Genomic DNA, 25,368 nt, shown 5'->3' with positions numbered 1-25,368 from the left:
CCCTCTTTTTTACTATTCATCTTCTTATTAACATTTTTTCTCTAACGCCCGATATTACTCTGCAATTTTTGTTACCACTAAAGAGGGATTTCCATAACTAGAAACTTCACCTTGTGCAACATCAATTATAATACTTAATGAGTCATTTGCATTTAATCTAATTAATACTGTTTTCCCGATGGTATACGCATTCAAAACGTTTGCAGGGACATCTGTACTTATAGATGTCGTACCTTCAAATTCACTTTCTTGAACAGGTGTAATGTCATTAATATATAACCTAAATTTTAAAACTGTATTTACAGGGGTTAAATCACGATTAAAGACTCTTGCTGTTAAATCCATATTAATTTCATATATTCCACCACTCAATACTTGGATACTATTATTTAATAAATCAAGATTTGTTCCCAAAGATGGACCAAGATTCTGGAAAACTACTTTTTGGCCTACATTTGCTGTACGAAGTGTATTAGATCTATCATACAATGCCCCATAAGCTACAGTACTTCCAATTCCTGTTGGGCCTGTTGGTCCTGTTAGGCCCTGTAGGCCCAGTCGAACCAGTGGGGCCTGTTGGCAATGTAAATGCCGGGATAGGTGGCAATGTAGGACCCAGTGAGTTCGAATCAAATGCTGCTCCAATCAAAAATTCATTTTCTTTATTCATGCACACATCTCCTTATGATGCTTGTACTTACCATAATTATTAAATGCTCATTACTAGACAAATGATCTTCACATAAGCGGAATTTCTCCTTTTTATTTTACAAAATATGAAAAAAATCTTGTAGCTGGATTTATTATGCTTGGTCTAAATCTTCCTAATTGGATGTACGGAGGGAATATCCTTTTTACAGATGAATGATGATATGAAAGATGATGAATTTAATAAATATAAAGGAACTATGGATAAGGTAGTAAAATAATTGATTTAGAATGGTGGTATATGGAGTACCGCCACATGCCCATCAACTTAAGAATTTTATGACATCCCAAAACGAAAATTTGACCCTTTTACAGTTATTTATACAATTCGGCTCATTTTTTTCGTTTTGGTGAACAATTAATTTTTAAGTTGATTGCGATATAGCGATACCCCAAAATACAAAAATCTCCTTCAAAAAAAGGCGCCTACGCACCTTTTGTAATCTACTTGTACTTTCTTCTGCATCCAAAATCCCTTCTGAATCACTTTAATGCATCATTGTACGGACCTAATTGCTTTTTAGAAAAGTAATGAATTGTCTCTTTACTTTTCAGTAACATATTTCCTTTTATAATTAAAAAATAGGTGGCTACTAGAAAATAGATTAGCCCTAATATCCAATCCGAATTTGTAGCTAAATTGTGTAAAATAACATATCTCATATATGCATAACCAATCGGAACATGTAGTAATACTACCGCACCTAATCCTGGGTTGTATATTGTTTTAGCTTTTATATTCGCAAAAATACCATGCCATATGAATTGAAAAAATCCCATTAAAATAGGTGCCAATCCAAGCCATATAATACTTGGAAAGAAAACCGGAAGTAAATAAAAAACATACGCAATCAAAATATTTATTACCATAGCGGATTGCGTATTTAATGGATAACGATCTGGTATATCACTTTTAAATATAACTACATTAAACAGACCAGCGAAATAACCTGGCCAACGATACTCTTCAAATTGATGCACTAAAATGGCTACAAAACTTAATGCTAACAGTACTTTTATTTCTCCCATTTCTCCAAAATTCGCGACTAAACAACCTACGACAATAATAGCCATAACTAACCCTACATCACACCAGTGCTTTCTAAAAAAACTAATCATCTCTATCACCCACTATCTCAATTGTTATAAAAATAGCGTTCAAATAGGAAATCAATTTGTTTTTCTACAGGCAGTATTCTTATATCTGCCCCTGATTCAAGAATTGGCATCATTAATGCTGGAAGAAAAATGGATCCGAAGATTTGCACGGTCATCATCATTAAAATTTCCTGATTCGTTTCATTTGTTATTTCATTCAAAATATCCTTCACTTTACTAAAACCGAGCCTCTTCAAGAAATCTCCATATTCGTATTGAGATGTAAGTACTGTAGTTCCCATTGCAATAATTTTCCTAACTAACTCAGGGTATTGCCGAATTACTAGTACATAATCAAGTAAAAATATTTTTAATCTTTCTTTCGCTGGCACTTTAATATCATCTAAAATAGAAAAAGTGCCTTGAAAGCTAATTAATAGGACTTTAATTGTTTCGCTAATCAACTTCTTTTTTGAGCCAAAATGGTAATTTACAAGCGCGATATTTGTATCTGACAATGCTGCAATTTTTCTTATTGTTACACTTTCGAATCCTTCGTCTTTAATTAACTCCAATGTTGTATTTAAAATCTTTTCTTTCGTTGATATGTTTTCGTTTCCCCTCAACTTATCTCCTCCTCTAAAATTTATCAATTAAACAACGTTTTAAACATTGTTTAATTTTATGGTATCACCTTCAATTTTTAATATCAATTTAATCCTTTCGACATATCCGATTACCTATTCTTTTTTATCTTTGTTATTAAAGTTTTTACATACATTTAAGAACGTCTTTGTTGTTTTCCAGTCCCTCAACGATGTGAGCGGTCGGTAATTTTTATAATTGAGCTGTTGTGTAAACATTTATATAAATTAACTTTTTTCTTTTCTAGGAAAAAAGTTAAATACAATTTTTTATGTATCCTATTTGTTGGTAACTAATGTATTACTGTGACCTAGCCTTACCTAACTTGGATAGAATCCCCTTGTTGTAGATTTTTATTTTATTATTAATAATTACGGTACATGAAATTATTAATAATAAAATAAAAAAAGCTCCCCTGAAAGGAGATCCTTACATTACAAAACACTTAAGAAATCCTTCTAATAACAGCTCTACTTAAGATTTGGAGTATGGTTATAACTAATCCCTCCCTGTTTGTTACGATAAATCATTGGTCGAAGACTAATCTTTTTCTGTGTATTATTGCAAGCTCTTTAGATTTTTTTCTTTTTGTTAAATTTACCTCAATACAAATTAACTAGATAACAAAACGTAAAATAACAATGCAGCTGCATCTTGTCGTTTCATACTTTGTTTTGATAGATAATCTGCTAATCCATCTTCATTATATAGAACCTCAGGCCCTACTAAGCGATGACCTACAATGTTTTTCACGGATTCTATTGCCCAATCATCAGTTTCTCCCTTTAAAGTTACATCTGCAGATGGCGCCCCTAACATTCTTAAATACTGCCAGGTAATCCATGCTGCTTCCTGTCTAGTAATTGCACGGTCTGGAGGGAATTGTTCCCCTTCTTTTTCATATAAAATACCAAATTCAGATAACTTTTGAATATGTGGTGCATACGGATGATTTTTCACATCAGAAAACACTGGTTCTTTTTTGAAGGTGGTGTAAAGTAAGCAATTTGAGATAACCAATATGCAAATTCTGCTCGTGTAAGAAAAGTTTCTGGAGTGAAATTCTCCTCCTTATTTGCTTGTAATACCTCGTATTGATGTAAAGGATCGATAAACTTAGCATATGGATGATTTTCATCTACGTCTTTAAATCTCTCAGGCTCACTTAACTTCGCCGCTGAGCTGCCAGAGTTCCAATGTATCATTTCTTTCACAGTACCATCATTGTGAAGTTTAAATGCCATATAATTCCCTTTTTCATCCTCAAATAGTAAAGGTACTAAATTAATGAAATAGCTAAATTATGTAATGTATCAAATGCTACCGTTTCAAGAGTTCTAAATAATCATCCTTATGTAAATTCAGAAAAACGTGAGAAAATAATAAAAATAATGAACGAATTCAACTATACTCCTAGCTCTATTGCTAGGAATCTTAGGATAAATAAGACACAAACCATTGCACTATCAATTCCCAATATAGATCATTCCTTTTTCGGAAAATTATTACGCTCTTTTCTCTTTTCTTTCAATACATCATATCTTTGATTCTTTCTCATTATCTTGAACTACCCCCTCTTTCACTTCATTTAGAAGTGAGGGAATCCTAAGAATAGAATTCTTTCAAACTCTAATTGATTAGGCTATTCCCGTATCCCTTGCAATTAGAATCCCTATTGCTCCATTCTTTAAAATAAAAAATTGTGAAATTTTATAGCATTATGTAAGAAATTTGATATCAAATATATTACATTCACTATAAAATTAGTTTATTTATAAGATTTCTATAGATAAACAAGGTACAAAATTGACTCTTAAGAAGTCATTACCATTACATTTGTCTAAAAATTGAAAAAATATGTGTAGATATATATCATCTTAAATACATATATAATTAATTTTAATTCTCTGACATAATTCTTAAACCATTTTTTTGTGCATTATGAAATAAAATATTGCACAATGTCAGTCTTTAAAAGATTATATATCAAAACTTTAAGAGAGGGAGAAAAACTATGAAGATGAAAAGAAAAATCATAATGACAACAGCACTTGCAGCTACATTAGCTACAGGCGCACTACCTACTACATCAGTGTTTGCTGCAGAAAAAGAGGCTCCTATCCAACAAAAAGAGGCACAAATGACTATTCAACCATTAGCACAAAATAATTTAGAAACAGCTGTTAATGCTGCCTTAAATGGTCCAGAAGTCAAAAAAATAAAAGTATTTGAGCATGAATTTAATGTAAAAGAAATAGAAGTAGTAAATCTAGGTGGAGGAAAAAAATTTGTTAAGGGACAAATTTCTCATCATTTAAGTTTCCGTCCAGATGATCAATTTTATTATGAGTTTACTGTGCAAGATGGAAAAGTAGTAGATAAGCCTGTATTTAATATTGATAGAGGTGGTTGGACACCATTTGCTGCTCCACTTTTATCAATTCTTGCTGCGTATAATGGAATTCCAGTTAATCCAAATGATTTAAATACACTTGGGCAGCAGATTGGTAAAGTTATAGATGGAAGCTGGGAACATGCAGCCCAATCTATCGCAACCGTAGTTAGTCTAAGTTTTAATGAATAGTATGTTTTAATTTTTATTAGCATTGTAGGGACCACTTTTCCTGAATAGCCTTGTTATAAGAAATTCCTGAAACAGCTATAAATAGATTTTTACCGCTCACTCACATTATCTTAATTTATTAACCACCTTATCATTCATAATATGTCACAAAATAGAAGTCTTTTTAAGGCTTCTGTTTTGTTTGTATACAATACAGCAAAAAGCTTATTTTTCACCTTTTTATGCTACTATTCTTTAAGAATCCGTTTGGCTATTAGATACAATTCATTACAGTAAATTTATAATATCTCAAGTTAGCTCATTACCCCTTTTTCAATTACAAAAATTCATTACATTAGGAATAGAAAACAATAAATATAGTCAAAAACCATCTTATTATAGCTATTATGTAAAGGTCAGGAGAGATAAAATGAACAAAATAAAAAATTCCTTTAAAATTAGCATCCTCACTTGTTTTACACTAGCAAGTTTAGGTACACCATCAACTATTTTAGCTGATAGTCATCCAGGTTATTCCTATGAACCCAATCTAGTTTATCAAAACTCATCGTGGATGTCAGAAGTAGCAGATTCAACAAAATTAAGTGAAATATCTATTCCAGGAACTCATGGCACAATGGCTTTACATGGTGCAAGTTTTCTTGATGAAAATTTGACAAGAAATCAAACTATGAGTTTACCCCAACAATTAAATTCTGGAATTCGATATGTAGATATGCGCGTTAAACGTGTAAAAGATTCTTTTGCAATGTACCATGGCATTGTAAATCAAAAAGCAGTGTTTGAAGATGTATTAAAAGATGCAATTCAATTTTTAAAAAATTATCCAACTGAAACAATTTTAATGCGCTTAAAAGAAGAAACTACACCTGAAATTGGATCTCCATCATTTGAGGAAATATTTTTAAAATATAAAAACGTTAATGCTTCATATTTTTGGGATCCTAATTCCGTACCAGCTATAGACAGAAACAACCCTACTTTAGGAGATATCCGAGGTAAAATTGTAGTCTTACAAAACTTTACATCCTCTCAATTGTACGGTATTGATTACGATAGTTTGAATATACAAGATAAATTTGAAATTGGAAGCGGACCAGACGAAATATATGAAAAATGGAATGCGATAAAAACTCATCTACAAAGTGCAAATACTAACTTTAATAATGGAAAAATATATCTTAACCATTTTAGTGGTACAGGTGGTGCAGCCTCATTTTTAAATAATGTATATCCTTGGTTTGTTGCAAGCGGAAAAGAAAATAGAAATACTGATAGTAGCCCTAAGTTAATTCAAACGAATGACACTAATGCGTGGAGTGATTTCCCCCGCGATAGAAATGGGCAAGTATATTATGGTGGGATGAATACACTTGGGACCGAACTCTTACAACAAGGTGGAATTAGACATTCTGGTATTATCGCAGCTGATTTTCCTGGTCCAGGTTTAATTGATAGTATCATTAAATTAAATGGTGTACATTCGAATGAAAAAGAGATATTAATTTCGCAAACCCCATCCGAATCTAGTCCTTTATCTGGACAACAAAATCGTTCTAGTCAAAACTTTAAAATTGATAATTTACCTGTAGGAACTAAAGAATTAAAATGGGTTATTGAGCCTTCAGAGAAAGATCATCCTTCTACTATCGCTTTCAATGTAATGATTGATGTTTCCTTAGGTACCGATTCTAGATGTAGCAAACGCAGATGTAGTCCAAGAAATAGAAACTAGAATCTGTAGAATTAAAACGGATGCGGTATTGAGTATTGGAGAACTTTCTAATTATACAAAAGATCAAAATTGGACTCCTTTTCCACAGGCTTATTTAAGCGAACGCCCAGATGCTATTTCAAATCATATACTCGATGGAAAAGTAGCAGTGTTAATGGATAGATCCCCTGGTGCAATGATTGTTCCAATGAATTTAATTGGATTCTTTCAAACTCCAGATGATTATAATATTCATTGGAACAATCATTGCTTCATTTTTTCGCTTATTACGATTTGCAGGATTTATTATAGCTATTTTTTTACCGGCATTTTATATCGCTATAGTGTCTTTTCACTTTGAAATCATTCCTATAGATTTATACACTTCTATTGCAACGTCTAGAGTCAAAGTCCCTTTCTCTCCCTTATTAGAAGCTTTTATAATGGAAATCACACTAGAAATGCTACGTGAAGCTGGTATTCGCTTACCGCAACCCATTGGACAAACCATAGGAATTGTTGGAGGGATTGTAATTGGACAGGCGGCTGTTCAAGCAGGTCTTGTGAGTAACGTTATGGTTATTATCGTATCTATTACAGCCATTGCATCATTTATTGTTTCTAATTATGATTTATCAAGTTCTATACGCCTTATTCGTTTTCCAATGATGTTATTGGCATACTTTTATGGGATTGTAGGTATCGTTAGTGGATTAATGCTCTTATTCGCTCATTTTGTTTCACTTACCTCCTATGGTTCACCATACGGATTGCCAATCGCGCCATTTCGGCTTCAAGAATTAAAAGATTCTTTTGTAAGATTTCCTATTTCTATGATCACCACCCGCTCGAGTACAGGACAGCCGAAACAAAAAAAGAAAAAAGAAGGTGGTTCGCATGGGGAATCTTAAATTCCAAAACATAACTTTATTCGAATTTATTATTTTCATTCATTCACTGCAACTTGCATCAGGTATGTTAATCATGCCAAGCCCACTTGCTACTACGGCTGGCACAGATGGCTGGATTTCTATCATTCTTGGTTGGATAACTACTTCTATAATCGGCGTATTTATTGTATTAATGTTACAAAAAAATCCCAACAAAAATTTCTCAAAAATCCTAAAAACGTACTTTGGTAAATGGATAGGGACTATTCTTTTTCTTTTATATGCCTTTTATCTATTTTTTGCTGGCTTTAATACTTTATTAAAGGCAACTGATATTGTAAAAGTGTGGATATTCCCTTCCACTCCTGCTTATCAAATCACCATATTATTACTATTACCATTTATTATTTTGGCCCTGAGTGGGTTAAGGGCTCTTACTAGTTATTCTATGCTTGTTTTCTTCTTCACTACTTGGATGCCACTATTTCTTCTTTTTTCACTAAAGACTAACTACAACCCTTTACACCTATTACCTATTTTTAAAGATGGATTATACCCTATTCTAAAGGCAACCAAAGAAACCATTACTCCTTATGCTGGCTTAGAACTTGCATATTATATATACCCGTTCTTACAAAAAAAACAAAAAGCCATAAAAGGACTACTAATTGCGAATACTGGAACCATGTTTTTTTATCTATATGTGACTATTCTTTCTTATATATACTTTAGTCCGGAGGGGATAAAAGACGTAATCTGGCCAGTATTTCATCTGTTAAAAGGGGTTCGTTTTTCTTTTATGGAACGATTAGAAATTATATATATCGCTTACTATTTAATTGTATTTTCCACTACGATATATCCGTATTTATTTTTCAGTTTTGAAACTGTGACCATTTCACTTCAAAAAAACGCCCGCAATTGGGCGCTGCTTACTTTTATATTATTTATAGTTGGCCTATTTATTTTCCTAAATCCCGATGTGGATCAATATTTGTTTATATATTCTCTTATGGATATCTTAAATGTCGTTTTCTTTATTCTATTACCAATCTTATTTTTCGCTTACAGTATTCTTTTTACTTGGATTACTAGGAGGAAACAACTTTGATTCGAAAATGGATATGGATTGTAATTTGTTGTGTATATTTAATTGGTTGTAGTCAGAGAATTCCTCTTGAGAAGGTTTCATTAATCCTGTTAATCGGCTTGGATAGGACCCCTAATGGAGACATAAAAGTTGGAACAAGCATACCACTTTTTCATCATAAACAGCCAAAAAGCACTATAGAACATTGGACACAAGCATCTACTGTATATACTGGATTCAGTAAAATAGATACGAAGTTAACTGGCTTTATGACAGCTTCCAAAGCTGAAATCATTTTAATTGGGAAAAAATTAGCGCAAGAAGCAAATTGGTTGCAGGAGCTTGATTCCTCTTATCGTGATCCTTACGCTACCATTAATGCTAAAGTAGTACTTGTAGATGGACCTGCAGAAGAAATTTTTAAAATTCATAAGCCTAATAAACCATCACTTTCATCTTATATAAATGGTGTAATCGAATCCTCAATTCAAAATAACCAATCCGTCTCTTCTACAATTCAACAATTAATGAGAGAACAAAATGAAGAAGGCATGACGCAAACTGTTCCAATTATCAAAAAAACAAAAAATGAAATCGACACAGTAGGAATTGCATTTTTAAATCGCCGAGGGAGATATTTAACTCATATTCCTAAAAAAGATGTTAAATTTTTCAATCTTATAAATAAACCAAAAAGTAACGGCCGAATGATACTACACCTTTCGCTTCCCCCTAAAAAATTTAACAAAAAAACAAACACTTCTATCTTCATACAGAACGCGAAAAGAAACGTAGATGTTAATTTTCAAAACGGAAAATTTGTATTCAATTTCAATATATATGCTAATGTAGCTTTAATAGAAAAAACCAATGCGAATTTAATTAAGGGCCACTATGATAATAAAAAAAATATAAATAATTTAAAAAGTGCTATCCAAAAAGAAATTAACAATAATTTACAAAGTATATTGAATGAAGTACAGCAGAATAAAATTGATCCAATTGGATTATCCCTATATGCTAGAGCTTTTCAATATAAAGAGTGGAAAAAAGTAAAAGGAGATTGGTTGCATGTTTTAGCAGAGGCTAAAATAAATGTAAAGACACACATCAAAATAAAAGATACTGGGACCATTAGAAATTAGTCTGGCATTTAATACCATTTATCAAAGGAATCACATATTGTTCTAGTGATTCCTTTGTTCTGAAAGAATAATGCTTTGTTTTAATGAAAATATCTTTTCCTATCAAAAAGCTTAGCTCAAAGAAAAACTTCCTATCTTCTTCTACTTATCCTATTTGAAAAGGAAACAAGGTGAAAAATTTAATAATTATACTGTGCTTTAACAATTTTATAACTATCCCCTTCTTGTAGCTACTCTACTAAAGCTCTTGCTTATATATTGAACCTCTGGTTTACTTTCTCCAATGGTGATAAATTCACCAACTACTGATTCTATGCAAAAATAGCTTTTAGAATCATTTTTTAAATTAATTTTAGGTATTAAATACTAAGTATATTCGACACAAATTGATTATTTTTTATGAATTTTATTGAAAAACATTGTAAAATACCTCCATTTTCTCTTCTATTTTGCTATGATAGTTACAATTATATAGGATTAAGATATTTCTATAGGATGGGGGAGTATATAGTGAGTGTTTCAGTAACGGGAAATGAACAATTAACCTCTCTATTGAACGACTGGTATCAATCTATGCTATCTCAACAGGTTGTAAAAGCTACTAATCTAAAAAAGAAAATTGATGAAAAAATTACTAAGTTAAGCATTGAGTCAAATCAAGAACGTCAGGATCAAAATTTGTTACTATATTACTCACTACTTGAATTTCGTTACACAGTCTTAACAGATAGCCTCGGTATTCAACAAAATAGTTTTGATGCTATTAGTGATTACGATATGCCTACAGACCATTTTCTACGCTTCTATTATCACTTTTTTAAATCCATTCATTCCACTTTTATATCAAGTTTTACTGAGGCAGAGGAACATTATAAACTGGCAGAAAAGATACTAGTAAACATTCCAGATGAGATTGAACATGCTGAATTTTACTATAGAATTGCTACTTTTTATCATCATACCTATAACATGCTCGCTGCTATCGAATACGCAAATAAATCGAGAGCAATCTTTTCGAAGTATGAAGGTTATGAAGTAAAAACAGCCTTTTGTAATAGTTTGCTGGGTGGCTGCTGTATCTATTTAAAGCAGTACGAACAAGCAGAAGAATATCTACATTGTGCAATTGAATTACTACAGAAGAATAAGGAAGAAGATTCCTTGTTATACGTAAAAAGTACTATGGGGTGGCTGTATTCTGATCAAAGTATGTCTACGTTAGCTATTCGTCACCTTTCAGAAGCAACAGAAAAAATCCCTACACACTTCAAAGCTATCTTCCTACAGGCTAAGGAACATTATAAATTAGGAGAACAATCCGCAGCTAGCAAACTCATTGATAGGGGATTACAGATCTGCAGAGGAATTCATAACGAAGAATACACACACCACTTCTCTATTTTAAAAAGATTAAATGAAAATATTCCACTGGAAGAATTAGAAAAGATCATTCAAGAAGGAATCTTATACTTTGAGCAAGAAGAATTATGGGAATATGTTGTCGAATACGCTGAATTATTTGCCACAAAATGTAGACAATTAGAGAACCATCAAAAGGTAAGTGATTATTTCCATATTTGTTACCAAGCAAGACGAAAATCAATTGAAAAAGGAGTGTTAAAATAATGAAAAAAATCAGCCTATTATTATCAGGTATTGCTTGTATTGGGGTTCTAACAATAGGGATATCTCAATTTTCTAAAGCGGATCAGTTTGCTACTCATGGACATTACCCTGCTCCCACATATAGTGTTGGCGATCATGGTGGTGCACCGCAACAAACTTAATATAAGTGTATGTAAAGCCCCTCCATTCGGAGGGGCTTTACATATCAAAATTTATCATTTTAGCCAAGAAGAATCCTTCCTCAAGAAACGCGAAGTGAGTAGATGGGAGATGAATTGTCTTCGAACAAGGGATGGCAGGAAGTCATCTTAATTGTTCGACATACAGAAAGTGTTACTTCTCTATCTACCGAATATATGTTCGACGCATAATAGATATATACCGATATGGAGGTGATCAAATGATAATTAATAAAGCCTTTAAGTTTCGTATCTATCCAAATCAAGCACAAGCAATTCTAATTAATAAAACGATAGGTTGTTCTCGCTTTGTATTCAATCATTTCCTATCCCTATGGGATCACGCATATAAAGAAACTGGAAAAGGTTTAACATATGGTACATGCTCTGCCAAACTTCCTGCCATGAAGAAAGAGTTTGTTTGGCTCAAAGAAGTGGATAGTATTGCGATTCAATCGTCTGTTCGCAACCTTGCGGATGCGTATACACGATTTTTTTAAAAACAAAATAGTGCCCCGCGTTTTAAATCCAAGAAGAATAACGTACAATCTTATATCACCAAACAAACAAATGAAAACATTGCCGTTGTAGGAAACAAAATAAAATTGCCAAAACTAGGTCTTGTTCGATTTGCCAAAAGTCGTGAAATAACGGGACGTATTGTAAATGCTACAGTTAGACGGAACCCTTCTGGTAGATATTTTGTGTCACTATTAGTTGAAACAGAAGTACAAGAACTTCCGAAAACACATTCTTACATTGGAATAGATGTAGGACTCAAAGATTTCGCTATTTTATCAGATGGAACACCCTATGAAAATCCGAAGTTTTTCCGATCATTAGAAGATAAGTTGGTGAAAGCACAGCGTATCCTTTCTAGAAGAATGAAAGGATCTTCTCGTTGGAATAAACAACGAGTAAAAGTAGCTAGAATTCATGAATACATATGAAATGCTAGAAAAGATTACTTAGACAAAATCTCAACTGAAATCATCAAAAGCCACGATGTTATCGGTATAGAGGATTTGCAAGTATCGAATATGTTAAAAAATCGTAAGTTAGCAAAAGCAATTAGTGAAGTATCTTGGTCACAGTTTCGAACCATGTTGGAATATAAAGCAAAATGGTATGGCAAACAAGTCATTGTCGTATCGAAAACATTTGCTTCTAGCCAATTATGTTCTTGTTGTGGATATCAAAACAAAGACGTTAAAAATCTAAACCTACGTAAATGGGACTGTCCTTCTTGTCGTACACACCATGATAGGGATATTAACGCAAGTATCAATATAAAGAATGAAGCAATAAGGCTTCTAACCGCAAGGACTGCGGGGTTAGCCTAATCAATTAGAGTTCGATAGAACTCTTTACTTAGGAATCCCCCTCTTCTAAACGAAGTGAAAGTAGGGGTAGTTCAATATTCTTCAGAAGGCTTTAAGGGTTATATACAAGCAAGTACCGTTTGGGATATGGGAGATCATTTCGCAACAGTATATTCCGGAACCGTTATTCGATGTTAGACTTTTAATCCCTTCTCTCCTAATGCTTATAATGATCAATAGCTCACTGCCAATACTGTAATAGCTATTGTTCAAAAAACAAACCACAAAATCTTTTGATTTCATGGTTTATCAAATATAAAGATAATGCTAAATATATACTCTAACATTACCTTCCCCAAAGTTGATTATAGAGTATTTTCTCAAAAAAGACACTCTTGTAGTGTCTTTTTTATATTATTTTGATTTACTCCCATCTTACTTTTGTTAAATTCATATATGTAATAATACATATTTTTTTGATTACATATTATGATATACTCTCATTGTGAGCTGATACATAATTTCTTTAGATTGGAAAACTAAAACCTCGTTTACCCAATTTTGGGGCGCCTTATGGCGTCTTTTTTTCTATTGAAGTAAAAAATAGGACCGTAATATCATTGTTAAAAAAATTGTATACTTTAACAAGAATTCCACTTACTAACCCTTATTTTTTGCGGTTATTTATTTGTTTCAACATAATAATTTTTCATCTCGTATATGCAATAGACAATGATAGCTAAACTCCAACTGACACCATAGTAATCATGTATATAGAAGTCATAACCTGCCTTAATACCTTTTTCCATTACAACTAACGTAAATCCTAACGCCACCCACTTGTTAATTTTCATCTTAATATACGTTATCGCTATAATTAGTAAAAATAAAATATTTGTAAGGTAGTTTATCATTAGCTCATATTTTTGAATGTATACTGCCATTATACAAGCAACGATATTACTCGCAATGCCCAAGGCAACCACGGCTCTCCAAATCCTGTCCGAAATTCCCACTCCTGATTCAGTCCCTTCCTTAATCACATTCTTTTCCTTAATTCGTTCCTACACCCTATTCAAGGTATGCTGTATTACCCTTGTCTGATGAATATCTCATTATCTTTTCATATAGAGCAAACAAAATTTCCACTCATAATTTTTTCTTTCTTAGGCAAACTAGGTTTAAGCCGTTTGAACTAGCGGCTTCACTCTTCTGGTAATGGGGTAGTAAATTTATAGTAATTGACTAACTCATTCTGTCCATTGGCACTGGCAGGCGACAAAATTGTTGTCTGCCATTTTCAGGTATACTTTTTCTGATTCCATTCCGAAATGTTTGCTGTACTACTTTTGAAAAGAACGGTATTTGATTTTTGAATAAGTAAAAAAGATACAGCTCATCCCACTTTTGGAATAGGACTTTTTCTTTTTACATATACTATTTTTGAGCCTTTTTACCAATACGTGTCCTATCGGTGTCTTGAATTCCTCCTAAAGGGGCGGCAGATACGACTGCATGCCCTTTTTATTTATATTGTTGTTCTATATCCAATACAGCAATTGAAAACTAAAGATGCACTATTACATATTTTTTTAGTTCAGATTATGTTAAAATTTCTTAAGTTGTTTATTTTATAGTTGAATTATGGTTTCATATCTAATTCAGCAATATGTGAGCTGTACCCCAAAAGAAAAGACACTCAAAAGGTGTCTTTTCTTCTTTTAATTTAAAAAACATTTTTCTTTTTCAGGAAGTTTCAACTATTTCACTAACCTACACCTCTTATTTAAAGACATTTTGATCACGGTTCTCAAGAGTATTCATCTATATTAACATGCAATAGTTCACTTCCAAATCATGTTTCCATCACTATATTTGCCTTCTCAAAGATTTTCTGTCTTGTTCTTAATTTTGTCAAAATCCTCATATAGCTATACAAAAAATATATGCTATTATGTTTTTAAGAAACTATGTGTTCCCTTAACCCTGTATCCGGCCCTGTATTTTTTACAGGCTCTTTGTTTATTTTATTTACTTTCATTGGCTTATAAGAGTTAATACACACCCCATTTCAATTAAAATCGTTTAAATGTTAGTGAGAATTTGAAATGATAAATCGATTAGCTTATTTGATAATTGTAATCTAATACTAGATTTCTAAATGTATACTACACTAAACATTAGTTAACACTCTACATACAGTGTTAACTATCTTAATTGAATATTAGTAATAGTGAGTATAAAGATTATCAATTCACTATATCTTACATTTATGTAAAAATAGATGTATGTTAAGCTTTTTCAAAATCTTTCCCCTAATAAAGATTTGAAGTAGCATTTCATGATTCTCCTTACTGTTAATATGCCTTGAAAAAGAACCCAATAGGGTTCTTTTTCTTCTGATTACATCCTCTGTAATTACTTATTTAATATACAAAAAGGACTGACAATTACTTGCAATCCTTTTTACACCTTAATATACACTTGTATTAAGTACTTAACTCTTTATTTAGCATGTATATGAACTAAACCATTCATTATTATTTACATATAAAACACTTCAGAATTTAGAAATACACAATAACAAATCTTTCCCAACTTCCAGCTACATAACTATTAGCAGTTAATTCTCTACCACCTCCTCACTGGGCTGTGACCCTTCACGCTCCTTGAGGAAGGAGTATTCTTGGCTAAAATGATAAATTACAAACTACATCATCCGTCTGTTTCTTAATAACACTCTTAATCTTGTTTAGATTGTATAAACCAATTAACATTGCATAAATTCCACAAGTAGGTCCAGTTTGCTTAATACTAATTGTCATTCTCCATCCCCTTTATAACGTTTTAATAATATATTGATAATAAGATTTTGAAAATTGATTTAGAAACTATTCTATCTCATATTAACTGAGAAAAAATAAACTCTTGAATCGTATTTGCAACGCACTCTACTTAATCAAACAAAAAATGGAACAATATTAAATTAAGGCTGTTGTCATATAGATTTTTGAGATTTCGACTAAATGTACAAAAGCAGCCTTAATCTAATAATATTGGTTAATTCATTATACGTTACTAAAAAAACATCTGCATAATCATAATGGTTTCATGTAGATTTCGCCTCCTTCTCGTGCAGTTTAATTTAATCAATAGTTCTTTATATTAAGGACGAACGTTGGTTGACCCACCCACAGTACCTGGTAAGAAGGAGCATGGCTCTTCTGTACTGTTTCCATATAAAATCTCTAACATTTCACTTGATAATGCTACGGTATTCCCTACCACCTCAGGCTTATTAGAAACATAAGCTACATTTACAATCTGTCCATTTTGATCATCTGAGAAAATCAAAGGTAGTGGTATGCGCGCTTCCATAGGTCTGATATTTTCTTTAAAAACAGTTGGTTTTTTATGAAGTAAAAGTTGATAAAATTGCCCATCATATACAATTCCAATTGCATTTTCCATATAGTGTACAACTCCTTAACGTTTTGGTCAGTCTTCCTTAAGGAGTATTCCCGGATATAGGAGAACCATTCTTTTAATTTTTTTGTTCTCATTTCATTTTAGATATATCATAAAAATCCAAGAAAAAAATAGTGAGTGAAAACATAAATACGGGTACGATCAAGCATCGACTGTGGGTTTATTTAGCATGCAAATTCAGGGAACAACGCCGATATTCCCTATCAATCTAAAAAAATCTTGAATCTTCTGAATTAAGAAGAGTAATAAATAGGCAAAAAAACAGGGCGTTTCCTGTTCAAAATTGAACAAGAAGCGCCTTATTTTTCTCTAAAATGAATTTATTTATAAAAAATGCAAGTTTTTCAGTGCCCTCGTTCAATACCGGACTCATGCCCAGAAAGTTGCCTAGCATTCGTGTCTAACTTTTAGAGTTCACTTCAACAGTCTAAGAATCGGGGGTACAGTTTTTTATGCCTAAATTTTCTTTAAAAGAAAAAATATAAGCAGTGAGACAATATTTATATAGTAATTGGTATTGAGAATCTACAAGTAAGCAATATGCTGAAAAACAGGAAACTTGCAAAAGCTATTATTTGCTTATAACTAAATGATACTCTCTTACTCCAATTCCTGTATTTTTTTCAGCTGCTCCATGTCTTCTTTAGAAGCATCTCCTAATTTATTTTTCACATAATCCCCCTTCTTCTCATCTATTACTACGTATTCTATATCATTTTTAATATAACTTTTAACTTTCCCCGTTTTATACCCTATAACATTATCTAATATAGTTTCTCCGCTATTTTTTTCATAGAGGTTATAACTTACTGGTGGGCGGCCAATAACATATTTATTATTAGAAAATCCAACTACATCATCTCTTCCTAATCCTGTAGCAACACCCCAAATGAAAATAATTTGAACGATAGAAAAAGTAACTACGAAACACAATATAACTATTATCATTATTTTACCAATTAATTTTAAAAAATTATTTTTCACAATTTTCTATCCTCCTTTTAGTATTTATCCTCTCTACTATTTTTAAGAACTGCATTAAGATTATCATATTTCAGAAAACATTTGCAAATCAATATCTTGATATGTTAATATAAAGGAGTTGATATTTCCTATAAATGTCTTATTAGTATATTTATAGTATATATTAAACATAAAACAAGGGGTGTATAATAATTGAAAAAAATTTTAAGAACAACTTCAATTGCTGCTTTACTTATGTCGGTATCACTCAGTCCTATGACTTCATTTGCCGCCGAACCTAATGATACAAACCATGTAGTATCAGAAGGATCAACTATTAAGAGTCCTTGGGATGGCAAATCTCAGACTTTTAAAGTTACTGAGCCTGTAGAAACAGGTTCTAGTAAAGTCGTATATGGTGATGAAGCTAAAGCAATAGGTGATAAACTAAAAAAATCTCAAGCTAGTGCTGCTGAAAACTATAATATTATGAATCAAGAATCATCTTTAAATTCTGTAAATAACACACAGTCTAATATGGCACCTATACAACGAGCTGCATTAAATTCCAAATCATGGTATCGATCTGAATTCAATGCATTAGCAATTGTTATGGGAACATTAGATTGTCCAACCGCTGGTAACTTTTTAAAGCATTCTTTACAAGATAACCCTAGTGATAGAGAGTACCCTGTAGGTAGTTCTTTATCTAATGCGTTCTCCTTAACAAAAATCTATACACAGATCTCAATAGAAATGGCTCAACAAATTAAAAAGACAAATAGTCAGGGTGGAAATGTAATTGGCGGTATGGGTAAAAGTGCTGCAACTAGTATTGGAAATTCAGGATTAGATTTTTATTTAACAGTCGGTAAATTTTCATATGATTGGATGGCAGAAAAACAACCTGGAAAAAGTTCTTGGAAAGTATATATTGGAATTCATGATACATATGACTATGATAAAGTAGATCCTCTACCTTCAGCTTTTCCTACTAAATATATTACTCTAGTAGCAAACCATGCAGCAGATGCTCAACAAGCAGGAGCTATTGTACCATATTACGTGAACATGTTTATGGAACAAACTTTTACTCCTTAAACAATAGATTAAAATTCTCAAGATTTTTTAAAGCTAATAGACCTAGTAGGGGTTAACATATCATTTTAAGAAAATAGTATGTTTGAACACAATTTGGACACATTTCAGCCGGTTCCCTGTACTTTACGGAACCGGCTACTTACTTTACTACCTTTTTATGATTTGGAGTGGCACTAATCTTATCGAGTGTATATAAAATGAAAAAATATAATGTGTTCGTAGGGAAAGCTCAAACAAGAAAAAATCTAGGTTTTTGCATTGGAAAAATAAAACTTAACCATATTTAAAATATGTCACTATAATTGTGTATGTTTTGAAATGCAAATGTTTAAAAGTAACTCCCTCCTTTTAGTTATAAGGCTTTTTACAACGCCTTTTTGTTATTTCTCCCTTTCGAGAGGATGAGCAAACATATCCGTGTAAAGGGGATATGTGGTGGGAAATTCAAAATCCCAGTTGTACGTGAATTATTAAAAACATACTAACCTAGAAGAATTTAGAAATTCCTCCAATTCTACAAAATTACTAATAATAGTATCAGCTTGTACCAACTCCTCCAGTTTTGCAAAGTCAAAATCACATCCTATTGCATAAAGCCCATTACTTTTAGCAGCTTGAACGTCTGATAAGCGATCACCAATTACAGCACCTATTTTTATATCATACTTACTCATTATTTCTTTTACTAAATCACTTTTATTTTGAGATTTTATCTGTTGGATACTAAATGTTTCTGTAACCCATTGATCTAAATGATAAAAATCTATAATTGATTTTAGGTACTCAATTTGTCCGTTACTTGCGATAAATATATTACAATTATTTTGTTTTAAATAATTAAAAAGTTCAATCACATTTGGATACAATGCTCCCCTACCCGCATTAATATTTTCTATAAGTCTATCATGGAAATATTCATTAGCTGAAAATCGAATACTATCTGATTGGTTAGGTAATAAAGTTTCCCATACAACAGGTAATGGCGCTCCCATAATATTACGATACATTTGAAGTGGCGTCTCCGCATCCCATAAATGCAGCTCCCTTAAATAATTAAAGGTATCTTCAAGAGATAACTCTAATATTTTATCTGTTTGAAATAATGTTCCGTCCATATCAAAAATTAATGATGTCACCTTATTTTCAACCTCCTTTAATAAATTACAGCACTGTATTCCTAACAATACTCTTAAAACTAACAATATTAGAATGTTAATTCAAATTGTTAGTTTATAACTAAATTAACATTTAATATTCTCTTCTTTAAAATTCAGGATATTAAAGAAAAGATATAAGAATTCAGAAAAAAACTTGTAGACTATACTGTCTACAAGTCTTATCATATTCACTAAGTTACTCATGAACAAAAACTGAATTTTCATAATACCTTAGACTTCTTGCCCAAACACTCGTTAATTCACTCCACTTACCTGAATCTATTTGCTCATCAAATAATAATGAAAGAGGAATTTCCAAATTTAAAAGACGCCCCTTAATATTAAAACGAGTTACCCCTGCTGGTAAAACTCCCCCATTAATCACAATCTGAGTTATTTGAGATAGCGTAAGTGATTCAAATTGAAAAATAACATTACTTAAATTACTAACCTCTGTATTCCAACTAGCCAGACGATTAACATTAAATTCATTAGTATAACAACTTACAATATAATCCCAGTTATAAAAAAATTCTTCTTCATAGTGTGAATATACATATAGTTTTTCCCCATTTGAATAATTGATTTTACAAATCATTCTTTTTTCTAATTCATTTTCTGTAAATAATAGGTTTTTATTACTCTTAATTTTATCGAACCATTTTCCAATAGGTATTTCGTGATTCCATAAATCAAGTTGTAAATCTTCAACATCTACAACTTGTACAGGAATATACTCGCATCCCATTTTTTCTAATGCTGAGACCCTATGAGCACCATCAATAATTAAATATACTTCTTTGTTTAATTGTAGTGCGATAGGAGGGTTTTTTAAAATTTTTGATTGTTGTAATCTATCCATTAACTTATTTAATCTATTTTCTTCTCTTTTTTCATGATACCTAAGTTGTGATGTTTTAATCAAATTTAATTTAGATAGCGCTTCATCAAACATAACAATTACACATCCCCTTTAAATATTAAGGTCTTGGCTAAATAACTAATTTAATTTGCATAATACAAAATACTTTGAAGTATTTAATACATAATGGCTCTTCACCATAAGCTGGGGCTGACATTATTTGTAGAGTATGCTCCATCATCAAAAATTACATTTTTAATCTTAAAATGCTAAAAATACTATTTCTTTTTGAAGGTAAGTTTGTCATGTAATAGTGACCCCGAGTTTTGGTGGTGAACCTACATAATATAAAATTGCAAATTCAAAACTTAAAATAAAAATAATATTCAGTTTAAATCACGTATACAAAGTTGTAGAAATGCTAATTTACTACTTTTACATTTTCCAATAAGGAAGTAATTAGTACATCCCTTACATATAAAAAATCATTAACTTCAATTACCCTTGTCCCTACTAAAGAAGGATATCCGCAAGCTTTTACGATATGTAAATGCTCACCCGTTCCGATCTTATACCATCTATTTTTATCAATATTAGTACCATTCACCTTTATATTAAAGATACGCCCATCTAGTTCTTCCCATGTCACGCCGCTAAACTCGATTTTCCCAATTTGTATTCCTCTTGGTCTAAAGCCATAACCCCCAACGACTCTTGTAGTTATTTTAGGATCTAATCGTTCTTGTAAAAGACCAATTATTTGGCTTCCTTTCATTTCAAGATGCGCAGTACAAATTAAAGAAGCACATACATTATATATATCTCTAATAGAAATTCTACCTACAGGTAATCCTTCTTTCGCAGCTGCCCCAATCATTAAACCTATTTCAGCTTTATAATAATCTTTCATAACCTTAGCAAGCCAAGATACCAATTCTTGATGCTGTAATGCTTTCTCTAAGAAAAGAACTTCTTTATATAGAAATGCTTCAGTTTCTTCTTTTCCTTTGAATAATATTTTCTCTTGGTTTTTATCTTTTTGTACTAATAGTTCATTTTCATGTAGAATGGCATCATAACTAACAATCTTTTTTGTTAGCGGATTGTATTCTAATGTTAATTCACCAAGATAATCACCATGGCTGCCAGCTTGAACAATAATAACCCCTTCTATTATCTCTGGCTGATGCAAAATGGTATGGCTATGTGCCCCTATGATTACATCTACAAATTCATTTAATTCATTCGCAAGCGTAATATCTTGGTCAAAACCACAATGTGATACAAGAATTACTATATTAACGCCTTCTTTACGCAATTCATTGCTTAAGTTTTTTACTATCTTACTGGTATCTTTATTTTTATATCCAAAAGAATCTTCATATAGCGTACCCAACTGATCTGTTATTCCAATAAAGCCTATTTTTATACCTTCTTTAGTTTTAATGATATGATTCGATTTTGTATTTCCAATTTGGTTTCCATTTTGATGTAATACGTTTGCTAAAAGCCAAGGTGCATAACTTACTGTAATAAGTTCACTCAAATGTTTAGGCGAAAACCTTGCAAGTTCATTATTCCCTACTCCTAAAACATCAAATTTCAGCTCATTTAGCATCTGTATATTCAGTCTGCCTTGAGTAGTTGCGCATTCAGGGACACTTACATCAAAATGATCCCCACCATCAATGAGAATAACACTATTCCCTTTACTCTCTAACTCTAATCGTTGCTTTTTAATTATGCTTGCTAGTTTAATCCACTCATTAAAATTTGAATGTAAATCATTTGTATGCAAAAGTGATATTTTCACATTCATAATAATTGCCCCCACAATCTATCTCACATAAGAATTTAAAATTGCGCCAAAAAATTGACGCAATTCCTGTTAATATTTCTCCATCAAACACAAAATAAGTAACTTTATCAACAATTAGTAAAATTCTTATCAAGGATTTTAACGATACACAACTTCTAATAATGAATCATATTCTCCCATTAATTGATTAATAGTTTTTTCAGAATCATTATTAAGAACGCCTACAACTGAGCAAAAGTAATCCATATTCAAATCATCTTTATATAAAGATGATCCCTCTTTTTTATAGCATAATAACGATAAAATCTCTTTTCTTGCTTTTATTTCTTCGATTCCTTGTATTTGTTTTATAATTCCATCGCCTTTATGAGGAATATTGTACCAAAAATAATTAGCAGTTTTATTATTTGGTTCATCCAGATTCTTTACAAAATTTAAGTAATTAACATCATTACTAATTAATGCTGCATAGTAGACTTCATAGAAGTTAATTCCCTTTGCCATATGAAACAAATCAAAGAAAACCCCACCTGCGCCTGGTCTACTAGTTGTCTCAATTACATAAGGTTCCTCGCCTTTAAATCGTATTTCAGTATGTGTAGATCCAAATTTAAGACCTAGTGCCCTTACTGCTTTATAAGATAAATTTTCTATTTTTTCTTTTATTTCAGGAGCTAATAATGAATCATACATATACAGCCTGTCTGGAAAATATGGCCCCTTTGCATTTCCCTTTGATAATATTCCTGAGCAAATTGGTTCCCCATTGTACCAAATTGTATCAATAGAATACTCTTCCCCATCAATATAATCTTCTATTAAGATACCGGGATTTTTCAGATTTTCTTTTGCAACTACCGTAGTATTTATTAAGAATATTTTTCTAATCTGTTCCTTCATTTCGCTACTTGAACTTATTTTTTTAACCCCACAGCTAGCGTATCCTGAAGACGGTTTGATTATAACTGGATAATTAAAATTATTTATCTCTTTCTCAATTTCTTTAAATGATTTATAAAATTTACCGATAGGTGTTTGTACACCCTTCTTTATCCAAATTTCTTTCATACAAGATTTATCTCTATATTGTTCAATATCTGCTAAAGAATCTTTTAATAAACCAAATTCATTAGCAATTAATGCCGTCTGAGTTAGGAACATTTCTTGAGATGTAATAATTGCGTCAGGTGTACCTATTTGATTTTTAATAATCTCACAAACTTTTTCAAGATCTTCACGAACATCCACGTGAAAGGTATGATCGTCTTTTAACCTTGTCTTATCACTTGTTAATAAAAACACCTCATCTCCTTTCTCTTTAGCAATCTTATTTAGAGAAAGAATCATAAAGTCAGGACTCTCAATACAAACAATTTTCCGCTTCACGATATCAGCACTCCATCCTGCATGTTTTTTTTCATTATAGACAAACGCCCTTCTAACTCGTTTACTAATTCAGTTAATGGTCGTTGTAATTGAGTTTCCAGTGCATAAATTATTCTATTAAAACCAAATCCAATACACATAGTAGACAGCACTTCTTCTTGCGAATCACATAAGTTAAAACGTGAAGAAAAATGATTCTGGTGTTTATTTATTGAAGCAACTGAATAACTTTTATTATGATTCTCATCATGACAAACCAACTCTAACTTATTATCAGAAACTAGTTGTGAGAATAATTGCTTATCTGCATGCTCATTAAAGAAAATGTCATGAGCATGTTCAATAGTAAATTTAAAATCAAATAATTTACCAAACCAAATATAAAAATTAACCAACTGAACATGAACCTCTTTAAGCCTCATATCATTCCCAAGGAAAACTCCCTCTCGCATTGAAAATTCTCTTAGTCGCTCGCCATTATTTAAATTACCTGATTCATCTCGGAAACAACTTCCAAATACAGTAAGAGCTATCAAATCATCATTTTCAATGTTTACATCTTGTAATAGTGGATAACAATGTAAACAAAGTGCCGGGTTCAATACATCTTTGGGTTCTTTTAAAAACCCATGTAAACCCTTATAATTATCTCTCGCTTTTGCTGATTCCCAATAAGATAAAAAGTTATTAAATTTATCAGGACTATTATTCAATGGAGCAACAAAGCTAAGATGCTGACATGCTGTATCAAAATATCCTGCTTTGTCAACAATTTCTGATGAAATCATTGATGGTATTTTAATATCTTGCGCCTGAAACTCTAGTTCAAAATAACGTTTAAAGAAAAGATTCAATCCATCCATCATGGTAGCACTTGTATTTCTATAAACATTTATTCCTTTTTGAATAGAAGAATTGTTTCCTACAATGCAGTTTCTACTTTCTTTTAAGCTTTCTTTTCTTAAAAATTCCAACAACTCTTCAGAAGCTTTAACGAATTTCCTACTCAACGCTTTCATTTCATAAATCACGTCGATTTTCTCTGAAGTATTTGAAGAATTATATATAATTTTTTGTGATCCCAGTCTTTCTACCATTCTGAGCTTTTTCATTATCTTTTCGACTTCTTGTTTTACATTTTTCTCAATATCATCTGTTACCTTATCATTAAAGAAAACTTCAATAAATAAATCTTTAAACTGAATTTCTTTAACCTCTGGAAAGTAATATTTTATTTGATTTATAATACTCTCTTTTATAAACCTTTTACTTATTTTTCTTTCAATATTAATCTTCAAGACTTACACCTCAATTTAAAGAAGCAGATTTTAATAAACTTTGTATTTTTGACAACGTTTCAATACTTTTGATATCAAATGTTTCATAATCAATGCTAAAGTCAAATTCATCTTCTAATCGCATAACTAATCCCATAATCGATAAAGAGTCTAAGCCAAGTTGAGTAAGAGGAGTATCTTTAACAGAATCAAAATCTAGTTTAATCTCCTCAATAGTAGTAGCTGGTAATAAATTTTTAAATAAAGTATCAATCCATTTCATTTTAATTCCTCCAAAGTCTTATCTATTTTC

General features: G+C 31.5%; 22 protein-coding genes and 5 pseudogenes. 11 read left to right on the top strand and 16 right to left on the bottom strand.

What is annotated here, in order from left to right; genetic code table 11:
• Positions 1–54: 54 nt before the first annotated feature.
• From AC0L0O_RS20430 to AC0L0O_RS20410, 5 genes and pseudogenes are all read right to left on the bottom strand, one after another.
• The gene (locus tag AC0L0O_RS20430) at positions 55–489 is read right to left on the bottom strand and encodes a hypothetical protein (RefSeq protein ID WP_473785994.1); all 435 of its coding nucleotides are present in this window, start codon (positions 487–489) and stop codon (positions 55–57) included.
• Positions 482–670, bottom strand: a complete 189-nt coding sequence (locus AC0L0O_RS20425) for an exosporium leader peptide-containing protein (RefSeq protein ID WP_473785993.1) — start codon at positions 668–670, stop codon at positions 482–484. Before AC0L0O_RS20425 ends, AC0L0O_RS20430 begins: the two co-directional genes overlap by 8 nt.
• A 521-nt stretch (positions 671–1,191) precedes the next feature.
• Positions 1,192–1,827: an HXXEE domain-containing protein gene (locus AC0L0O_RS20420; RefSeq protein WP_240676341.1), complete on the bottom strand. Its 636-nt coding sequence runs from the start codon at positions 1,825–1,827 to the stop codon at positions 1,192–1,194.
• A 17-nt stretch (positions 1,828–1,844) separates the two neighbouring features.
• The gene (locus AC0L0O_RS20415) at positions 1,845–2,432 is read right to left on the bottom strand and encodes a TetR/AcrR family transcriptional regulator (RefSeq protein ID WP_048530307.1); all 588 of its coding nucleotides are present in this window, start codon (positions 2,430–2,432) and stop codon (positions 1,845–1,847) included.
• A gap of 631 nt (positions 2,433–3,063) precedes the next feature.
• Positions 3,064–3,728, bottom strand: a pseudogene (locus tag AC0L0O_RS20410) (S-layer homology domain-containing protein); the annotation flags it as partial.
• 6 nt (positions 3,729–3,734) lie between these two features.
• Here AC0L0O_RS20410 and AC0L0O_RS20405 point away from each other — a divergent pair.
• From AC0L0O_RS20405 to tnpB, 10 genes and pseudogenes are all read left to right on the top strand, one after another.
• Positions 3,735–3,962: pseudogene (locus AC0L0O_RS20405) on the top strand (LacI family DNA-binding transcriptional regulator); the annotation flags it as partial.
• A gap of 503 nt (positions 3,963–4,465) precedes the next feature.
• Positions 4,466–5,035, top strand: coding sequence for a methyltransferase (locus AC0L0O_RS20400; RefSeq protein WP_336590030.1), 570 nt, complete (start codon positions 4,466–4,468; stop codon positions 5,033–5,035).
• 409 nt (positions 5,036–5,444) lie between these two features.
• Positions 5,445–6,728, top strand: a pseudogene (locus AC0L0O_RS20395) (phosphatidylinositol-specific phospholipase C); the annotation flags it as partial.
• Positions 6,724–7,110, top strand: a complete 387-nt coding sequence (locus AC0L0O_RS20390; RefSeq protein WP_473786122.1) for a spore germination protein — start codon at positions 6,724–6,726, stop codon at positions 7,108–7,110. The pseudogene AC0L0O_RS20395 and the gene AC0L0O_RS20390, both read left to right, overlap by 5 nt.
• Entirely contained in the window at positions 7,094–7,660 is a 567-nt protein-coding gene (locus AC0L0O_RS20385) for a spore germination protein (protein WP_473786121.1), read from the top strand. Before AC0L0O_RS20390 ends, AC0L0O_RS20385 begins: the two co-directional genes overlap by 17 nt.
• Positions 7,647–8,750 carry a GerAB/ArcD/ProY family transporter gene (locus AC0L0O_RS20380; protein WP_473785992.1) on the top strand — a complete coding sequence of 368 codons (1,104 nt, stop codon included), beginning with the start codon at positions 7,647–7,649 and terminating at the stop codon, positions 8,748–8,750. Before AC0L0O_RS20385 ends, AC0L0O_RS20380 begins: the two co-directional genes overlap by 14 nt.
• Positions 8,747–9,874, top strand: coding sequence for a Ger(x)C family spore germination protein (locus tag AC0L0O_RS20375; RefSeq protein ID WP_473785991.1), 1,128 nt, complete (start codon positions 8,747–8,749; stop codon positions 9,872–9,874). Before AC0L0O_RS20380 ends, AC0L0O_RS20375 begins: the two co-directional genes overlap by 4 nt.
• A gap of 510 nt (positions 9,875–10,384) precedes the next feature.
• Positions 10,385–11,500, top strand: coding sequence for a response regulator aspartate phosphatase (locus AC0L0O_RS20370; RefSeq protein ID WP_473785990.1), 1,116 nt, complete (start codon positions 10,385–10,387; stop codon positions 11,498–11,500).
• Positions 11,500–11,661: a hypothetical protein gene (locus tag AC0L0O_RS20365; RefSeq protein ID WP_000724100.1), complete on the top strand. Its 162-nt coding sequence runs from the start codon at positions 11,500–11,502 to the stop codon at positions 11,659–11,661. Before AC0L0O_RS20370 ends, AC0L0O_RS20365 begins: the two co-directional genes overlap by 1 nt.
• 239 nt (positions 11,662–11,900) lie before the next feature.
• A pseudogene (gene tnpB / locus AC0L0O_RS20360) lies at positions 11,901–13,022 on the top strand (IS200/IS605 family element RNA-guided endonuclease TnpB).
• A gap of 659 nt (positions 13,023–13,681) precedes the next feature.
• Here the strand turns inward: tnpB and AC0L0O_RS20355 are convergent.
• The 5 genes and pseudogenes from AC0L0O_RS20355 to AC0L0O_RS20335 form a co-directional block, all read right to left on the bottom strand.
• Positions 13,682–14,017, bottom strand: coding sequence for a hypothetical protein (locus AC0L0O_RS20355; protein WP_264459919.1), 336 nt, complete (start codon positions 14,015–14,017; stop codon positions 13,682–13,684).
• 1,551 nt (positions 14,018–15,568) lie between these two features.
• Positions 15,569–15,640: pseudogene (locus AC0L0O_RS20350) on the bottom strand (fascin domain-containing protein); the annotation flags it as partial.
• A 51-nt stretch (positions 15,641–15,691) separates the two neighbouring features.
• Positions 15,692–15,826, bottom strand: a complete 135-nt coding sequence (locus AC0L0O_RS20345) for a hypothetical protein (protein ID WP_000155823.1) — start codon at positions 15,824–15,826, stop codon at positions 15,692–15,694.
• A gap of 340 nt (positions 15,827–16,166) precedes the next feature.
• A complete protein-coding gene (locus tag AC0L0O_RS20340) occupies positions 16,167–16,472 on the bottom strand; it encodes a hypothetical protein (RefSeq protein WP_000426377.1) in 306 nt (101 codons plus the stop codon).
• A gap of 618 nt (positions 16,473–17,090) precedes the next feature.
• A complete protein-coding gene (locus tag AC0L0O_RS20335) occupies positions 17,091–17,438 on the bottom strand; it encodes a hypothetical protein (protein ID WP_050427010.1) in 348 nt (115 codons plus the stop codon).
• Between the two features lie 228 nt (positions 17,439–17,666).
• On the opposite strand from AC0L0O_RS20335, the gene AC0L0O_RS20330 reads away from it, so the two are divergent.
• Positions 17,667–18,554 carry a hypothetical protein gene (locus tag AC0L0O_RS20330; RefSeq protein ID WP_264459918.1) on the top strand — a complete coding sequence of 296 codons (888 nt, stop codon included), beginning with the start codon at positions 17,667–17,669 and terminating at the stop codon, positions 18,552–18,554.
• A gap of 470 nt (positions 18,555–19,024) precedes the next feature.
• Here AC0L0O_RS20330 and AC0L0O_RS20325 read toward each other — a convergent pair whose 3' ends face one another.
• The 6 genes from AC0L0O_RS20325 to AC0L0O_RS20300 form a co-directional block, all read right to left on the bottom strand.
• Entirely contained in the window at positions 19,025–19,690 is a 666-nt protein-coding gene (locus AC0L0O_RS20325; RefSeq protein ID WP_000202387.1) for an HAD hydrolase-like protein, read from the bottom strand.
• 217 nt (positions 19,691–19,907) lie between these two features.
• Positions 19,908–20,666 carry a ParB N-terminal domain-containing protein gene (locus tag AC0L0O_RS20320; RefSeq protein ID WP_000459097.1) on the bottom strand — a complete coding sequence of 253 codons (759 nt, stop codon included), beginning with the start codon at positions 20,664–20,666 and terminating at the stop codon, positions 19,908–19,910.
• Positions 20,667–20,994: 328 nt separating this feature from the next.
• Positions 20,995–22,392, bottom strand: coding sequence for a bifunctional metallophosphatase/5'-nucleotidase (locus AC0L0O_RS20315; RefSeq protein ID WP_473785989.1), 1,398 nt, complete (start codon positions 22,390–22,392; stop codon positions 20,995–20,997).
• 138 nt (positions 22,393–22,530) lie between these two features.
• Positions 22,531–23,778 carry an ATP-grasp domain-containing protein gene (locus tag AC0L0O_RS20310; RefSeq protein ID WP_000823386.1) on the bottom strand — a complete coding sequence of 416 codons (1,248 nt, stop codon included), beginning with the start codon at positions 23,776–23,778 and terminating at the stop codon, positions 22,531–22,533.
• Positions 23,775–25,076: an aminoacyl--tRNA ligase-related protein gene (locus AC0L0O_RS20305; protein WP_473785988.1), complete on the bottom strand. Its 1,302-nt coding sequence runs from the start codon at positions 25,074–25,076 to the stop codon at positions 23,775–23,777. The genes AC0L0O_RS20310 and AC0L0O_RS20305 overlap by 4 nt, the downstream gene beginning before the upstream one ends.
• Positions 25,077–25,086: 10 nt before the next feature.
• Positions 25,087–25,338, bottom strand: coding sequence for an acyl carrier protein (locus AC0L0O_RS20300; RefSeq protein ID WP_000871113.1), 252 nt, complete (start codon positions 25,336–25,338; stop codon positions 25,087–25,089).
• Positions 25,339–25,368 lie beyond the last annotated feature (30 nt).

This window comes from Bacillus sp. GS3m_15504, assembly GCF_055825275.1.
Note: the sequence above shows the minus strand (reverse complement) of the source record. Positions and strands in the feature narration are given on the sequence as shown.

Coding starts and splice junctions, on each gene's coding strand:
- AC0L0O_RS20340 (WP_000426377.1), bottom strand. CDS start 16,472: ATGGAAAATGCAATTGGAATTGTATATGATGGGCAATTTTATCAACTT.
- AC0L0O_RS20420 (WP_240676341.1), bottom strand. CDS start 1,827: ATGATTAGTTTTTTTAGAAAGCACTGGTGTGATGTAGGGTTAGTTATG.
- AC0L0O_RS20315 (WP_473785989.1), bottom strand. CDS start 22,392: ATGAATGTGAAAATATCACTTTTGCATACAAATGATTTACATTCAAAT.
- AC0L0O_RS20335 (WP_050427010.1), bottom strand. CDS start 17,438: ATGATAATAGTTATATTGTGTTTCGTAGTTACTTTTTCTATCGTTCAA.
- AC0L0O_RS20380 (WP_473785992.1), top strand. CDS start 7,647: ATGGGGAATCTTAAATTCCAAAACATAACTTTATTCGAATTTATTATT.
- AC0L0O_RS20365 (WP_000724100.1), top strand. CDS start 11,500: ATGAAAAAAATCAGCCTATTATTATCAGGTATTGCTTGTATTGGGGTT.
- AC0L0O_RS20345 (WP_000155823.1), bottom strand. CDS start 15,826: ATGACAATTAGTATTAAGCAAACTGGACCTACTTGTGGAATTTATGCA.
- AC0L0O_RS20300 (WP_000871113.1), bottom strand. CDS start 25,338: ATGAAATGGATTGATACTTTATTTAAAAATTTATTACCAGCTACTACT.
- AC0L0O_RS20400 (WP_336590030.1), top strand. CDS start 4,466: ATGAAGATGAAAAGAAAAATCATAATGACAACAGCACTTGCAGCTACA.
- AC0L0O_RS20320 (WP_000459097.1), bottom strand. CDS start 20,666: ATGTTTGATGAAGCGCTATCTAAATTAAATTTGATTAAAACATCACAA.
- AC0L0O_RS20425 (WP_473785993.1), bottom strand. CDS start 670: ATGAATAAAGAAAATGAATTTTTGATTGGAGCAGCATTTGATTCGAAC.